This is a genomic window from Aeromonas sp. 601039, assembly GCF_049174415.1.
Classification (GTDB): domain Bacteria; phylum Pseudomonadota; class Gammaproteobacteria; order Enterobacterales; family Aeromonadaceae; genus Aeromonas; species Aeromonas veronii_A.
The window spans coordinates 55,021-69,905 of sequence record NZ_JAAKTL010000015.1 but is presented as its reverse complement, the minus strand read 5'-3'; the positions used below and the strand labels follow the sequence as shown (position 1 = coordinate 69,905).

13 protein-coding genes are annotated in these 14,885 nt (G+C 57.1%); 4 read left to right on the top strand and 9 right to left on the bottom strand.

The features are described 5' to 3' along the window. Positions 1-27: 27 nt before the first annotated feature. The 8 genes from rseP to rpsB form a co-directional block, all read right to left on the bottom strand. Entirely contained in the window at positions 28-1,380 is a 1,353-nt protein-coding gene (gene rseP, locus G5195_RS13600; protein ID WP_421222306.1) for a sigma E protease regulator RseP, read from the bottom strand. After that, complete coding sequence (gene ispC / locus G5195_RS13595) at positions 1,380-2,576, bottom strand: 1-deoxy-D-xylulose-5-phosphate reductoisomerase (RefSeq protein ID WP_421222308.1); 1,197 nt, start codon at positions 2,574-2,576, stop codon at positions 1,380-1,382. Before ispC ends, rseP begins: the two co-directional genes overlap by 1 nt. Beyond that, positions 2,576-3,433, bottom strand: a complete 858-nt coding sequence (locus G5195_RS13590; RefSeq protein ID WP_026034918.1) for a phosphatidate cytidylyltransferase — start codon at positions 3,431-3,433, stop codon at positions 2,576-2,578. The genes ispC and G5195_RS13590 overlap by 1 nt, the downstream gene beginning before the upstream one ends. Positions 3,434-3,460: 27 nt before the next feature. Continuing rightward, on the bottom strand, positions 3,461-4,237 hold the full coding sequence (gene uppS / locus G5195_RS13585) for a polyprenyl diphosphate synthase (RefSeq protein WP_421209742.1): 777 nt from the start codon (positions 4,235-4,237) through the stop codon (positions 3,461-3,463). Positions 4,238-4,309: 72 nt separating this feature from the next. Continuing rightward, complete coding sequence (frr, locus tag G5195_RS13580) at positions 4,310-4,867, bottom strand: ribosome recycling factor (protein ID WP_421222310.1); 558 nt, start codon at positions 4,865-4,867, stop codon at positions 4,310-4,312. Positions 4,868-4,915: 48 nt separating this feature from the next. Continuing rightward, positions 4,916-5,650, bottom strand: a complete 735-nt coding sequence (gene pyrH, locus G5195_RS13575; RefSeq protein WP_005343782.1) for a UMP kinase — start codon at positions 5,648-5,650, stop codon at positions 4,916-4,918. Positions 5,651-5,721: 71 nt separating this feature from the next. Next, on the bottom strand, positions 5,722-6,603 hold the full coding sequence (tsf, locus tag G5195_RS13570; protein WP_005343781.1) for a translation elongation factor Ts: 882 nt from the start codon (positions 6,601-6,603) through the stop codon (positions 5,722-5,724). 104 nt (positions 6,604-6,707) lie between these two features. Continuing rightward, on the bottom strand, positions 6,708-7,436 hold the full coding sequence (gene rpsB, locus G5195_RS13565; protein ID WP_204385178.1) for a 30S ribosomal protein S2: 729 nt from the start codon (positions 7,434-7,436) through the stop codon (positions 6,708-6,710). Between the two features lie 371 nt (positions 7,437-7,807). On the opposite strand from rpsB, the gene map reads away from it, so the two are divergent. The 4 genes from map to G5195_RS13545 all read left to right on the top strand — a co-directional run bounded on the left by map (position 7,808) and on the right by G5195_RS13545 (position 12,828). Continuing rightward, positions 7,808-8,596, top strand: coding sequence for a type I methionyl aminopeptidase (gene map, locus G5195_RS13560; protein ID WP_021229216.1), 789 nt, complete (start codon positions 7,808-7,810; stop codon positions 8,594-8,596). An 84-nt stretch (positions 8,597-8,680) separates the two neighbouring features. Further along, positions 8,681-11,317, top strand: coding sequence for a bifunctional uridylyltransferase/uridylyl-removing protein GlnD (glnD, locus tag G5195_RS13555; RefSeq protein WP_421222312.1), 2,637 nt, complete (start codon positions 8,681-8,683; stop codon positions 11,315-11,317). Between the two features lie 173 nt (positions 11,318-11,490). Further along, positions 11,491-12,318 (top strand): 2,3,4,5-tetrahydropyridine-2,6-dicarboxylate N-succinyltransferase, encoded by an 828-nt coding sequence (dapD, locus tag G5195_RS13550; protein WP_421222314.1) that lies wholly within the window; start codon positions 11,491-11,493, stop codon positions 12,316-12,318. Between the two features lie 126 nt (positions 12,319-12,444). Next, positions 12,445-12,828 (top strand): DUF3461 family protein, encoded by a 384-nt coding sequence (locus G5195_RS13545; protein WP_421222315.1) that lies wholly within the window; start codon positions 12,445-12,447, stop codon positions 12,826-12,828. 270 nt (positions 12,829-13,098) lie between these two features. Here G5195_RS13545 and ptsG read toward each other — a convergent pair whose 3' ends face one another. Then, a complete protein-coding gene (ptsG, locus tag G5195_RS13540) occupies positions 13,099-14,529 on the bottom strand; it encodes a PTS glucose transporter subunit IIBC (protein ID WP_005338586.1) in 1,431 nt (476 codons plus the stop codon). Positions 14,530-14,885 lie beyond the last annotated feature (356 nt).

Genomic DNA, 14,885 nt, shown 5'->3' with positions numbered 1-14,885 from the left:
TTGTGTGTCCTTGTTGATGCTCTGGCCTCAGAGGCGAGCGAAATCGTTAAACAGCGCAATTCCCATCAATAACATCAGAATGGCGGCGCCGATCCTGAAACCCACTTCCTGTATTTTCTCTGATACCGGCTTGCCGGTGACCGCTTCGATAAGGAAATAGACCAGATGGCCACCATCGAGCACCGGCAGGGGGAACAGATTGATAATCCCCAGGTTGACGCTGATCAGCGCCAGAAAACTCAAGAAATAGACCAGACCATAGTCGGCACTGCTGCCGGCGCCCTTGGCAATGGAGATGGGGCCGCTCAGGTTGTCCAGCGACACGATGCCACCGATCAACTTGCCAATCATGTCAAAGGTGAGCGTGATCAGGCTCCAGGTCTTGTTCGCGCCATGCCACAGCGCCTGCAAAGGCCCATACTGTAACAGAATTCGATATTCATCCGGTAATGGAACCAGTTGCGGCGAGAGACCGACGAATCCTACCAGCTTGCCCTGCACCTTGCGGCTATCCGGGGTCAGGGTCACGTTGAGCTCACTGTTGTTGCGCTCAACCACCACTTGCAGGGGTTCGCCCGGTGCCTGCTGCACCAGTTCGACAAACTGGGCCCACGCGGTAATAGGCTGATCGCCGACCTGTTTGATACGGTCACCGACCTGCAGCCCCGCCTTTTCACTGGCACTCTTGGCCACCACTGCAGCCACGACTGGCAGCACTTTGCCACTCAGGGGGACAATTCCCAAGCTGCCGATAGGCGACTCTTTATCCGGATCGAAGGTCCAGCCGGTCAGCGACAAGGTTTTATCGGTGGCATAGCTGGTATTGGGTGCCTGCACCTTGAGAGTCACTGCATCATCACCCAGATGACTGATAAGAGCGTAGGTGACGCTCTCCCAGTCACCGGTCAGCTCATCGCCGACCCCGACAATCTCCATCCCGGGCAGCACACCCGCCTCGGCCACGATGGATGCGGGACGCACCTCACCGATCACCGGCTTGACGCTCGGCACCCCGATGATAAACATCAGCCAGAGGGCAAACAGGGCAAAGACGAAGTTGGCCATGGGACCTGCGGCGACAATCGCCATCCGCGCCCAGACACTCTTGTGGTTGAAGGCATACTGCTCGTCACCGGGCTTGAGTTCATCGACCCGGCCATCGAGCATCTTGACGTAACCACCGAGCGGGATCAGCGCCAGCACATATTCGGTGCCATCTTTACCCATCCGGCGCCAGATCGCCTTGCCAAAACCGATAGAGAAGCGCTCAACCTTGACGCCACAACGACGGGCCACCCAGAAGTGACCAAACTCGTGCACCGCGACCAGCAGGCCCAGCGCAACAACAAAGGCACCGATATTCCACAACACACCGCCCATCAGCCAAGCTCCTCAATCAAAGTGTGAGCACGGGCTCTTGCCGCACCGTCCAGGGCAAACAGATCATCGAGCGAGCAGATGGCGCTGCTCTCCAGCGCCAGCATCACTGCCTCATTGATCCGGGCAATATCCATAAAACCGATGCGCCCGGTCAGGAAGGCGGCAACCGCCTCCTCGTTGGCTGCATTGAGCGCAGTGGTCGCCGCTTGTCCCTTCTGGCAGGCATTGATGGCCAGCGCCAGACAGGGGTAGCGATCATAATCAGGCCGGATAAAGCTGAACTCTCCGACACTGAAGAAATCCAAAGGTTCCACACTGGAGGGGATGCGATTGGGATAAGCAAGCGCATGGGCGATGGGGGTACACATATCCGGATTGCCAAGCTGGGCCAGCACGGAGCCATCCTTATACTGCACCATGGAGTGGATCACCGACTGCGGGTGGATCACCACCTGGATCTGCTCGGGCGCCGCATTGAACAACCAGCGCGCCTCGATGTACTCCAGCCCCTTGTTGATCATGGTGGCGGAGTCGACCGAAATCTTGGCCCCCATCGACCAGTTGGGATGAGCGATGGCCTGCGCCGGCGTCACCTTCGCCAGCTCGCTGATCTCGGTGTAACGGAACGGACCGCCGGAACCGGTCAGCAAAATCTTGCTGATCCCCGCCGCCGCCAGATCGCAAAAACCGGGCTGGCGCTGCACGGCAGTCGGCAGACACTGGAAGATAGCATTGTGTTCGCTGTCGATGGGCAGCAGCTCGGCGCCATGTTCGCGCACGGCTTCCATGAAGAAAGCACCGGACATCACCAGCGCCTCCTTGTTGGCCAGCAAAATTCGCTTGCCGGCACGTACCGCGGCCATGGTCGGGGCCAGTCCGGCCGCACCGACGATGGCGGCCATCACGCTATGGGCGTCGGGGTGAGCGGCAACCTCGCAGAGGGCTGCTGCACCAGACATGACCCGGGTCGCACTGCCGTGCGCTTTCAGACGGGCAGCCAGTTCACGGGCGGCATCCTCATCGACCATCACGGCAAAACGGGGGGAGAATTCGAGGCAGTCCCGCAACATGGCATCCACGTTACGGGCGGCGGTCAACGCCAATACTTGCCAACTGCCCGGGTTATGGCGCAGCACTTTCAAGGTACTCTGACCAATGGAGCCAGAGGCACCCAGAATAACCAGTGACTTGTGCATCAAAACTCCTGACTGAGTAGCAGATAACTGAGCAGAAACACCGGCAGGGCGGCGGTCAGGCTGTCGATCCGGTCGAGAATGCCGCCATGACCCGGCAACAGGGTGCCGGAGTCCTTGATGCCCGCCTCGCGCTTGAACATGCTTTCGGTCAGATCGCCGAGTACGGAGGCTAGCACCGCCAGCAGAGAGCAAAACAGCACGGTGATCATCTTGGCAGGAACAAATCCCATCGACCAGGTGACACCGATGGCCAGCAGGCTGGCGGTAAAGAGGCCGCCGCACATCCCTTCGATGGTTTTGCCCGGACTCACAGCCGGTGCCAGCTTGTGCTTACCGAACGCCTTGCCGAAAAAATACGCGCCAGAATCTGCCGCCCAGACCAGTCCCATCACGAACAACAGGATCCAGGCCCCCATCATGGGGTCATGGTAAAAGTTGTAACCACGGATGGCGACCAGCGACCAGAAGAAGGGAACCAGGGTCACCAGACCAAACAGCGACTTGAGCCAGATAGACTCTTTCCACAGCTTGGCGCTTTGGGGATAGCGCAGCACCAGCAGCAGGCCCAGCAGCCACCAGCTTACCGCTGTCCAGAGCACGCCCATCACCAGGGGGTGCAGGTGAGGCGTCCAGAGTTGCTCCACCGGCAGCCAAAAGAGGCTGGCACCGAGCAACAGACAAAATACGATGGGTAACCATTGCTGCGGAGCAGCAGAGACAAACCCACTCCATTCGCGACTGGCCAACAAAAACACCAGCGCTGCCAACAGGGCAAAAAATTTCAATGGCAGAAAGAAGAGCGCCCCCAACACCAGGGGGATCAACATCAAAGCAGTAATAATTCGTTGTTTTAGCAAAAGAAACCTCTCTCTTGGGAGCGGGGTTTAGCCGGTCTGCTGCTCGGCGATCAATTCCCGTATCTGTTCACCCGTGCAACCGAAGCGACGCTCGCGGGCAACGAAAGAGGCAACCGCCTCACTGAACTCGGCCTCGTTGAAATCGGGCCACAATACCGGGGTAAAATAGAGCTCTGCATAGGCGAGCTGCCATAACACAAAGTTGCTGATGCGATGATCGCCACCGGTGCGGATCAACAGGTCCACGGGTGGCAGATCGGCCATGCAAACCTCGCGGGTCAACATGGATTCATCAATGTCGTCTGCGGCCAGTTCACCGGCAACAACCGCGCGGGCCAGCTTGCGAGCCGCCTGAGCGATATCCCACTGGCCGCCATAGTTGGCCGCAATGTTCAGGGTCAATCCCTTGTTATTGGCGGTCAAGGCTTCCGCCTTGGCGATTTTGGCCTGCAACCGATCACTGAAGCGATCTGTATCGCCAATCACCCTGAGCCGGATCCCGTGACTGTGAAGCTTGTTCACCTCGCGGCCCAGCACGGTAATGAACAGCTCCATCAAGGCGCTGACTTCCCCTTCCGGACGACGCCAGTTTTCGCTGGAGAATGCAAACAGGGTCAATGCCTCGATCTTGGCACGCGCAGCAAAGGTAACGGCCTCGCGCACCGACTTGACGCCCGCCTTGTGGCCATAAACCCGCATCTTGCCACGGTTCTGGGCCCAGCGACCGTTGCCATCCATGATGATGGCGACGTGACGGGGTAAAGACGAGTTGGCACAATCACCCAACGCAGCCAAAAGCGACATGGTTTTCTCCCACAAAGACAAAAGCGCCGTGCAGGGGCACTACACGGCGCTCGTAATATACCTTTCAGGCGGTTAGATTTCCATTAGCTCCTTCTCCTTTGCAGCAAGGGCCTCATCGACCAGCTTGATGTAGGAGTCGGTCAGCTTCTGGATCTCTTCCTGAGCGCGACGGTCGTCATCCTCGGAGATCTCTTTCTCTTTCAGCAACGCTTTCAGATCGGCGTTGGCATCGCGACGAATGTTGCGCACAGCAACACGGGCGTTTTCCGCTTCGGCACGGACGATCTTGGTCAGGTCGCGACGGCGCTCTTCGGTCAGCGGCGGCAGCGGCACGCGCAGGGTCTGGCCATTGCTGGAGGGGTTCAGGCCCAGATCGGAGGTCAGGATCGCCTTCTCTACCGCCTGGATCATGGAGCGGTCAAAAATGGAGATGGAGAGGGTGCGAGCATCTTCTGCCACGACGTTGGCCAACTGTTTCAGCGGAGTGGCAGCACCGTAATACTCAACCTGGATGCCGTCGAGCAGGCTCGGGTGAGCACGGCCAGTACGGATCTTGGACATCTGGGTCTTGAGTGATTCGACACTCTTGCCCATACGCTCCTTGGCGTCGTTTTTAATCTCGTTGATCACAGCGGTTTTCCTTTTGGCGAACGAGCCGCCATGCGGCTCGCATCTATATTATTTGCTGACGTAATGGATCAGGGTACCTTCCGGCTCACCCATGATAACCCGGCGCAAAGCGCCCGGCTTGTTCATGTTGAACACCCGGATCGGCAGATCATGGTCACGTGCCAGAGTAAAAGCAGCAAGATCCATCACCTTGAGCTCTTTTTCAAGAACTTCATCATAACTCAATTCATGGTACAGCACGGCATCCGGATTCTTGACTGGATCTTCGTTGTATACACCATCAACCTTGGTGGCCTTGAGCACTACATCGGCTTCGATCTCGATCCCGCGCAGGCAAGCTGCAGAATCGGTAGTGAAGAAGGGGTTGCCAGTACCGGCAGAGAAGATCACCACTTTGCCTGCACGCAGCTGGCTGATTGCCTCGGCCCAGCTGTAGGAGTCGCAGACGCCTTGCAGGGAGATGGCAGACATCAGACGGGCATTCACATAAGCACGATGCAGAGCATCACGCATGGCCAGACCGTTCATCACGGTTGCCAGCATACCCATGTGGTCGCCCACCACGCGGTTCATGCCCGCCTTGGCAAGACCGGCACCACGGAACAGGTTGCCGCCACCGATGACCAGACCGACCTGAACACCCAGCTCAACCAGCTCTTTGATCTCTTGGGCCATCCGCTCCAGCACTGCCGGATCAATGCCGAAACCCTCGGATCCTTGCAGGGCTTCACCACTCAACTTCAGAAGAACACGTCTGTATGCAGGTTTGGGATTGGTACTCATGTCACTGATTCCTGGTCATATAAAGACCGCGACATAAGTCGCGGTCTGGGGAAACGGAAAAACCGGTTCGATTAGGCCTTTTGAGCGGCCGCGATTTGGGCTGCAACTTCAGCAGCGAAATCGGTCTCTTGCTTCTCGATGCCTTCGCCCACTTCGAAACGGGTGAAGGAGACAACGTCAGCGCCTTCTTTCTTCAGCAGCTCGGCAACAGTCATGGAAGGATCTTTCACGAACGGCTGACCAGTCAGGGAAACCTCACCGGTGAACTTCTTCATGCGACCTTCAACCATCTTCTCGGCGATCTCTTTCGGCTTGCCGGAGTTGATGGCGATGTCGATCTGGATTTCGCGCTCTTTGGCAACGACTTCAGCAGATACGTCTTCAGGCTTGACGAATTGCGGGCTGTTGGCTGCAACGTGCATGGCCAGATCTTTGGCCAGTTCGTCGGAACCACCGGTCAGCTTGGTGATAACACCGATGCGGGAACCGTGAACGTAGGTGCCCAGGTTGTCACCTTCAACCAGCATCACGCGACGCAGGTTCATGTTCTCACCGATCTTGGCGATCAGGTTGGTGATGGTCAGCTCGACGGATTCGCCGTTGCCAAAATCAGCGGCTTTCAGCGCATCAACGTCTGCGATCTTCTGGGTAGCTGCGATCTCGACGATCTTCTGACCCATGGCCAGGAAACCGGCATCCTTGGAAACGAAGTCAGTCTCGCAGTTCAGCTCGATCATGACGGCAACGTTGCCTTCGGTACGGGCGAAAATCACACCTTCAGCGGCGATACGGCCAGCTTTCTTGGCGGCTTTGGCCTGACCGGATTTACGCATGTTCTCGATGGCCAGCTCGATATCGCCGTTGGCCTCTTCCAGTGCTTTTTTGCAATCCATCATGCCAGCGGCGGTGCGCTCGCGCAGTTCTTTTACCAGGGCGGCAGAAATGTTTGCCATGTCCAGTATCCTCGGTCTTGAATTGACAAGAAACAGGGGCCACAAGGGCCCCTGCTAACCAATTACATCAGCTTGGTTAATAAGGGCTTTGCAGACCTTATCAATTACTCAGCTTCAACGAAGCCATCTTGTTCGGCTTGAACAACGATGTCCTGCTCGCGAGCTTCCAGTACGGTGTCAGCAGCAGCATTCAGGTACAGCTGTACGGCACGGATAGCGTCGTCGTTACCCGGGATGACGTAATCAACGCCGTCCGGGTTGGAGTTGGTATCAACGATGGAAACTACCGGGATACCCAGGTTGTTGGCTTCTTTGATAGCGATGTGCTCGTGGTCGGCATCGACAACGAACAGAACGTCAGGCAGGCCGCCCATGTTCTTGATACCACCCAGGCTCTTCTCCAGCTTTTCCATTTCGCGAGTACGCATCAGCGCCTCTTTCTTGGTCAGCTTCTCGAAGGTACCGTCCTGGCTCTGGGTTTCCAGATCTTTCAGGCGCTTGATGGACTGACGAACGGTTTTCCAGTTGGTCAGCATGCCGCCCAGCCAGCGGTGGTTAACATAGAACTGGTCGCAACGCTCAGCGGCTTCTTTTACGGCTTCAGACGCGGCACGCTTGGTACCTACGAACAGTACCTTGCCTTTCTTGGCAGCTACGGAGCTGATGAAGTTCATGGCATCGTCAAACATCGGAACGGTTTTTTCCAGGTTGATGATGTGAACTTTGCTGCGGGCACCGAAGATGTAGGATTTCATTTTCGGGTTCCAGTAACGAGTCTGGTGACCGAAGTGAACGCCAGCTTGCAGCATGTCGCGCATAGAAACTTTAGCCATTTTATACCTCTATATTGGGGTTAGGCCTCCACACATCCCATATAACCGACCCGTTAAGGCACCCCGGCATATGTGTCGATGTGTGTGTGTTGTTTAAGTAAGGGTGATGAAATCGGGACGCAAGTTCCCCATTCCGGCGCGCTTTATATCATAACTTTGTTCAGGACACCACCGGCCGACACCCTAAACAGGTGTAAATATGGATCCCGCCAGAGGATGCTGCGACGCTGATTTGACGTTGTGATGACAATCACACTGGAAGTACGAGGGGGTTGCGGATAAAATTTTGCCCTGATTGCAAACGCATCTATTTTTCATTACCTGTCCTGTCTGCCCTCGCAGGCCCAGCGGCAGGCCGCAAGAGAGATCCCATGTCCATTAAAATCAAGACACCGGAAGAGATTGAAAAGATGCGCGTTGCCGGCCAATTGGCCGCCGATGTGCTGGTCATGATTGCGCCCCATGTCAAAGCTGGCGTCACCACTGACGAACTGAACACCCTCTGCCACGACTATATTGTCGACGTACAACAGGCGGTTCCAGCTCCGCTCAACTACCACGGCTTCCCCAAATCCATCTGCACCTCGGTGAACGATGTGATCTGCCACGGTATCCCGAATCACAAGAAGCTGCGTGATGGCGATATCATCAACCTGGATATCACCGTCATCAAGGATGGCTACCACGGCGATACCTCGGCCATGTTCATCGTGGGTGAAACCACCCCGCTGCGCCGCCAGCTCTGCAAGGTTGCGCAAGAGAGCCTCTATGCCGCCATCAAGAAGGTGCGTCCGGGTGCCTGCATTACCGAGATTGGGGCCGTCATTCAGCCCATCGTCGAGAAGGCCGGCTTCTCCGTGGTGCGTGACTACTGCGGTCACGGCATCGGTGCCGAGTTCCACGAAGAGCCGCAGATCCTCCACTACCGCAACAGCGGCAAGCTGGAGCTGAAAGCGGGCATGTGCTTCACCATCGAGCCCATGGTCAACAGCAAGAAGTATCACTGCAAGGTCAATCCGAAGGATGGCTGGACCGTGACCACCAAGGATGGCGGCGACTCCGCCCAGTGGGAGCACACCCTGCTGGTGACCGATGATGGCTGCGAGGTGCTAACCCTGCGCCCCGATGACACTATCGACCGCTTCATCAAACACAGCTAACATCGAACCCCGGCCCTTGTGAAAAGCGCCGGGGTTTTTACTGCCTGTTTCAGCCAGATGCCTGCCACTTGTGTGTGAGATGCCATGGACGCCAGCCTGCTTTCCCCTCATCTGTTACCCGACGACCAGCTCACCCGCGATAACTGCAAAGAGTACCTGAGCCGCTTTCTCGGCTGGCTGCACGCCCGTTTCGATGCCGGTGACAACATCATCGAGCTGGTTGCCACCCGCTCCGAATACATGGATCAGTTGCTCTGCCGCCTGTGGCAGAAGTTTGGCTTCGACAAGAGCGACCTGACCCTGATCGCGGTGGGGGGCTATGGCCGCGGCGAGCTGCACCCCCACTCCGATATCGACCTGCTGATCCTCTATGACGGCGACGAACTGGACGAAGTGTTGGGACTACGCATTGGCGAGTTCATCACCCTGTTGTGGGATCTCAAGCTGGAGGTGGGTCAGGCGGTGCGCAACGTGGCGGAGTGCCTCGAGCAGGGGCGCGCCGATATTACGGTCGCCACCAACCTCATCGAGGCCCGCTACATCACTGGTCGCCAAGAGGGCTTTCGGCAACTGAAAGAGGCCACCGGCCCCCAGCACTTCTGGCCAAGTGAAGCCTTCTTTCGTGCCAAGCGCCAAGAGCAGGCGGAGCGGCACCAGCAGTTTCTCGGTACCGCCTACAAACTGGAGCCGGATCTCAAGTGCAATCCGGGCGGCCTGCGCGACATTCAGACCCTGGCCTGGGTCGCCCGTCGCCACTTCGGCGCCACCACCTTGTTCGAGATGACCAGCCACGGCTTTCTCAACCGCGCCGAGTACCGCGAGCTGCTCGACTGCCAGAACTTCCTCTGGAAGGTGCGTTTCGCCCTACATATGGCCATCAACAAGGGGGACAACCGCCTGCTGTTCGACCGCCAGCGCACCGTGGCCCAGATGCTGGGCTTCGAGGGGGAAGGGAACGCTCCGGTCGAGCAGATGATGAAGCGCTTCTACCAGACGGTGCGGCGGGTCGCCGAACTCAACGAGATGCTGCTGCAACTGTTTGACGAGGCGATCCTCGGCAACAGCGCCATGGATGTGCGCCGCCTCTCCGACGAGTTCCAGCTCCGTGGCCGCCTCATCGATGCGGTCGATGCCGAGCTGTTTGCCCGTGAACCGGTCGCTATTCTGCGTCTCTTCTATCAGATGGCCCAGCATCCCGAGATTGCGGGCATCCACTCCGCCACCCTGCGCCAGCTGCGCGAGGCGCGCCGCAAGCTCAACTGCTGGCTGCAGGAGTTGCCGGACTGCCGCCGCCTGTTTATGGCGCTGCTGCGCCATCCCAACGGCATCGGCCTGCCGCTTACCCTGATGCACAAATACGGCATCCTCGCTGCCTATCTGCCGCAATGGAACCTCATCGTCGGCCAGATGCAGTTTGACATGTTCCACGCCTATACGGTGGATGAGCACACCCACCGGCTGCTCAAGAACATTCACGGCTTTCCCAACCCGGCCAATCGCCAGAGCCACCCGCTCTGCCATGAAGTGTTCACCCGACTGCGTAAACCGGAGCTGCTCAGCATCGCCGCCCTGTTCCACGATATCGCCAAGGGGCGGCGCGGCGATCACTCGGAACTTGGCGCCGTCGATGCGCTGGAGTTCTGTCAGCTGCACGGCCTCGATCGCTACGAGAGCCGGCTGGTCGCCTGGCTGGTGCGCCACCACCTGCTGATGTCGGTCACCGCCCAGCGCCGCGATATATACGATCCCGACGTGGTTACCGACTTTGCCCAGAAGGTGCGCGACGAGCAGCATCTCGACCTGCTCTACTGCCTCACCGTGGCCGATATCTGCGCCACCAACGATAGCCTGTGGAACGACTGGAAGGGCACCCTGCTGCGCGAGCTCTACTTCGCCACCCAGAAGGCGCTGCGTCAGGGGCTGGAGAACCCGCCCGACATGCGGCTGCGCATTCGCGAAAATCAGCGTCAGGCCAAGCAACTGCTGGCACAACGGGATGTATCGGAAGAAGCGATCAATCAGCTCTGGGGCGACTTCAAGGCTGATTACTTCCTGCGTCACAGCCCGGAACAGATCGCCTGGCACTGCCGCCACATCATCGAGCATGGCGACAATCCGGCTCCGCTGGTGATCATCGGCAAACACCCGACCCGCGGCGGCAGCGAGGTGTTCATCTACTGTCGCGACACGCCGAACCTGTTTGCCACCGTGGCCTCGGCGCTGGATCAGAAGAACCTCAACATCCACGACGCCCAGATCATGAACTCGCGCAGCAACTATGTGCTCGATACCTTTGTGGTGCTGGAACCGAACGGCGAACCCATCAGCCCCAACCGCACCGCCACCATCAAGAAGGCGCTGGAGAAAGCGCTGCAGGAGCCGGGCAAGCTGGTACTGCGCAGCAAGCCGTTGTCGCGCCGCCACCGCCAGTTCAGCGTACCAACACGGGTGGTCTTCCTACCCCATAAAGGGGAAAGCCGCCACACTCTGATGGAGCTGACCGCCCTCGACACTCCCGGCCTGCTGGCGCGGATCGGCGCCGTGTTCCAGCAGTGTGGTCTGTCGCTGCATGCCGCCAAGATCGCCACCTTTGGCGAGCGGGTCGAGGACTTTTTCAGCCTGACCAGCCTCGATGGCGAGCCATTGACCGCCGAGCAACAACAGCAATTGGAAGAGCGACTGGTTCATCAGCTTAATCCGCAGCAATTTGCTATGGAGTGAGTGCAATCTGATTCGAAAGAGGCGGTTTTCACCTCTTTTTTCCCATACCAAACAAATGGTTGGCCGGGAAATATGGACGAAATGGTCGTTGGCTGGAAGAATTCCGGTCAGCCACTTAAAAAAAGTCGGAAAAGTGTGATACAACAAACAGAATTTTTTAAAGGAAACCTGTCATGACCGAGTTGCAACAGATCATTGAAGCGGCCTTCGAGCGCCGCGACACCATTACCCCGAGCACTGTGGACAGCGCTACCAAGTCCGCCATCCTGCAAGTCATCGAACTGCTGGACTCCGGCAAGGCCCGGGTTGCCGAGAAGATCGCCGGTGAGTGGGTCGTTCATCAGTGGTTGAAGAAAGCGGTACTGCTCTCGTTCCGTATCAACGACAACTACATCATCAAGGGCGACGATGCCCAATACTACGACAAGGTTCCCCTCAAGTTCTCCAACTACACCGCCGAGCAGTTCAAGGAAGCGGGTGTGCGCGTGGTGCCGCCGGCGACCGCCCGCAAAGGATCCTTTATCGCCCCCAATACTGTGCTGATGCCCTCCTATGTCAACATCGGCGCCTTCGTTGACGAAGGTACCATGGTCGATACCTGGGCCACTGTCGGCTCTTGCGCCCAGATCGGTAAGAACGTCCACCTCTCCGGCGGCGTCGGCATCGGCGGCGTACTGGAACCGCTGCAGGCCAACCCGACCATCATCGAAGACAACTGCTTTATCGGTGCCCGATCCGAAGTGGTTGAAGGGGTCATCGTCGAGGAAGGTTCCGTCATCTCCATGGGCGTCTTCATCGGCCAGTCCACCCGCATCTATGACCGTGAAACCGGCGAGATCCACTACGGCCGCGTACCGGCTGGCTCCGTGGTCGTCTCCGGCTCCCTGCCCTCCAAATGCGGCAAGTACAGCCTCTACGCGGCGGTGATCGTCAAAAAGGTCGATGCCAAAACCCGTGCCAAAGTCGGCATCAACGCCCTGCTGCGCTCCATCGACGAGTAATCAGCATTGCTGTGATAAAAGGGCGCCTGATGGCGCCCTTTTGATTTTGGCGCCCCTGTCACAGGCAAGCCATGAGGCATCGGTTAAGATGGATGGGACAGGATCGTTTCAAACCGAGGAAGCCTGATGTACGAGAATCTGAAGAGCCTGGGGATCCAGGATCCCGCCTCCATCGATAGCTATACCCTGCGCCAGGAGGCCAACCACGACATCCTCAAGATCTACTTCAAGAAGCAGAAGGGCGAGTTCTTCGCCAAGAGTGTCAAATTCAAGTATCCCCGCCAGCGCAAGACCATGCTGGTCGACTCCGGTACCCATGAGTACAAGGATGTCACCGAGATCAACGCCAACCTCAAGTATGTGGTGGATGAGCTGGACAACCTGACCCAGGGCGTCCATCAGCAAGCCGACCCGGACATCAAGCAGAAGATCCTGCGCGACCTGCGTCATCTGGAAAAAGTGGTGCAGAACAAGATCTGCGAAATCGAGCGGGATCTGGAGAAACTCTAATCCCCTCGACTCGACAAAAGAGCGCCCAGATGGCGCTCTTTTTATTGGCTGGCTTTATGGGGATATGGGGTTATCTGGCAATGCCGTGCGATAAGGTGAGCGGAGCACACCACCTTGTGCTGTTGGGCCACCATTGGGCAACCCGTTACACATAGCCCCTTGGAAAACACAACCCCTGCCAAGCCCCGAGACACGCTACAAGCAACCACAAATAGCAAGAGGGAGGCTTTCGCCTCCCTCTTCAAACACGCTGATATTCAGGCAACAGAATTAGTTGCTCTTCATCCAGATGTCCATGTCGGTTTTCAGGTTGTCGGACTTGGTACCGAAGATGGCTTGAACGCCGGAACCAGCCACTACCACACCGGCAGCACCCAGTTTCTTCAGACCAGCCTGGTCAACCTTGGCAACATCTTTCACACCAACACGCAGACGGGTGATGCAGGCATCCAGAGAAGCGATGTTCTCTTTACCACCGAAGGCGGCAACCAGAGCAGCAGACATCTCGTCTTTGCCTTGGCCAACGGCCTCTTCAGCAGTCTCGTCTTCACGACCCGGGGTTTTCAGGTTCATGGCACGGATAACGAAGCTGAATACGACGTAGTAGATAGCCGCGTAAACCAGACCCAGACCAACCAGCAGCAGCATGTTGTCGGCACGCGGTGATTGCACCACGAAGTCGATGAAGCCGTTGGAGAAGGTGTGACCGTGTACGATACCCAGAGAGTTGGTCAGCACATAAGCCAGACCAGCCAGTACAGCGTGGATTGCGTACAGAACCGGAGCGATGAACAGGAAGGAGAACTCGATCGGCTCGGTGATACCGGTCAGGAAAGAGGTCAGGGCTGCAGAGGCCATGATACCAACGATCTTGGCGCGGTTTTCCGGCTTGGCAGCGTGAGCAATGGCGAACGCAGCAGCAGGCAGACCGAACATTTTGAACAGGTAGCCACCAGCCAGCTGACCAAAACCGTTACCGGCAGCGCGGGAAGCGTCATCAGCAGTCAGGAAGCAGGTCATGATACCGTGAACAGTTTCACCGGCACCGTTGACGCAGGTACCAGCCTGATAGAAGAACGGTACGTTCCAGATGTGGTGCAGACCGAACGGGATCAGGGAGCGCTCAACCACGCCGTAGATACCGAAGGCCAGTACCGGGTTCTGGTTGGCAGCCCAGTCAGAGAAGGCACCAATGGCGCCACCCACTGGCGGCCAAATCACGGACAGGATCACACCCAGACCGATGGAGAGGAAACCGGTGATGATGGGTACGGCACGCTTGCCCGCGAAGAAGCCCAGGTACTCTGGCAGCTGGATCTTGTAGAAGCGGTTGAACGCCCAGGCTGCGATACCACCGGCCAGGATACCACCCAGCACGCCGGTTTCGATGGTTTCAACACCCATCACAGGTGCCATGACCTTCAGGGTTGCGACCATGATGCCGTAGCCAACGATGGCTGACAGACCGGATACACCGTCGTTATTGGTAAAGCCCAGAGCAACACCCACTGCGAACAGCAGGGCCATCTGGCCAAATACAGAACCACCGGCTTGCTCCATCAATTGGGAGACAATTTCCGGCATCCAGCTGAAGTGGGCAGCACCCACCCCCAGCAGAATACCTGCGACTGGCAAGACTGATACTGGCAGCATCAGCGCCTTACCAACCTTTTGCAGATTAGAGAAAGCATTTTTGAACATTGTGTGCGCTCCTGAATGGATTGTCGTCCCTGAACGATCTATCTGGATGAAATAAGCACTGATTCATTCAGATATCTTCGAGTCGGGCTTGTTTATTTTGACCATCAGAATATAACCCAGCGGGTCATAAATTGCTGCTTTCGAAGGCGGGGGAATATTGAATTTGGAGGGAAGATCACAACTTGTTTAGCGGCTAAAAAACGCATCTAATATAAGTTAATAATCCGCATTGTCACTCTATTACAAAGACATATAAATAGCAGTTTCACTTTGTATTTTAATAATACCATTTACATCAAACGGCAACACATTGTAACCAAGTGTAACGGCGTGACTTTTATTTATTACAGTCTACC

Excerpts from the sequence above, each read along its gene's own strand:
- rseP (WP_421222306.1), bottom strand. The coding sequence starts at position 1,380 with ATGGGCGGTGTGTTGTGGAATATCGGTGCCTTTGTTGTTGCGCTGGGC.
- ispC (WP_421222308.1), bottom strand. The coding sequence starts at position 2,576 with ATGCACAAGTCACTGGTTATTCTGGGTGCCTCTGGCTCCATTGGTCAG.
- uppS (WP_421209742.1), bottom strand. The coding sequence starts at position 4,237 with ATGTCGCTTTTGGCTGCGTTGGGTGATTGTGCCAACTCGTCTTTACCC.
- pyrH (WP_005343782.1), bottom strand. The coding sequence starts at position 5,650 with ATGAGTACCAATCCCAAACCTGCATACAGACGTGTTCTTCTGAAGTTG.
- tsf (WP_005343781.1), bottom strand. The coding sequence starts at position 6,603 with ATGGCAAACATTTCTGCCGCCCTGGTAAAAGAACTGCGCGAGCGCACC.
- rpsB (WP_204385178.1), bottom strand. The coding sequence starts at position 7,436 with ATGGCTAAAGTTTCTATGCGCGACATGCTGCAAGCTGGCGTTCACTTC.
- map (WP_021229216.1), top strand. The coding sequence starts at position 7,808 with ATGTCCATTAAAATCAAGACACCGGAAGAGATTGAAAAGATGCGCGTT.
- glnD (WP_421222312.1), top strand. The coding sequence starts at position 8,681 with ATGGACGCCAGCCTGCTTTCCCCTCATCTGTTACCCGACGACCAGCTC.
- dapD (WP_421222314.1), top strand. The coding sequence starts at position 11,491 with ATGACCGAGTTGCAACAGATCATTGAAGCGGCCTTCGAGCGCCGCGAC.
- G5195_RS13545 (WP_421222315.1), top strand. The coding sequence starts at position 12,445 with ATGTACGAGAATCTGAAGAGCCTGGGGATCCAGGATCCCGCCTCCATC.
- ptsG (WP_005338586.1), bottom strand. The coding sequence starts at position 14,529 with ATGTTCAAAAATGCTTTCTCTAATCTGCAAAAGGTTGGTAAGGCGCTG.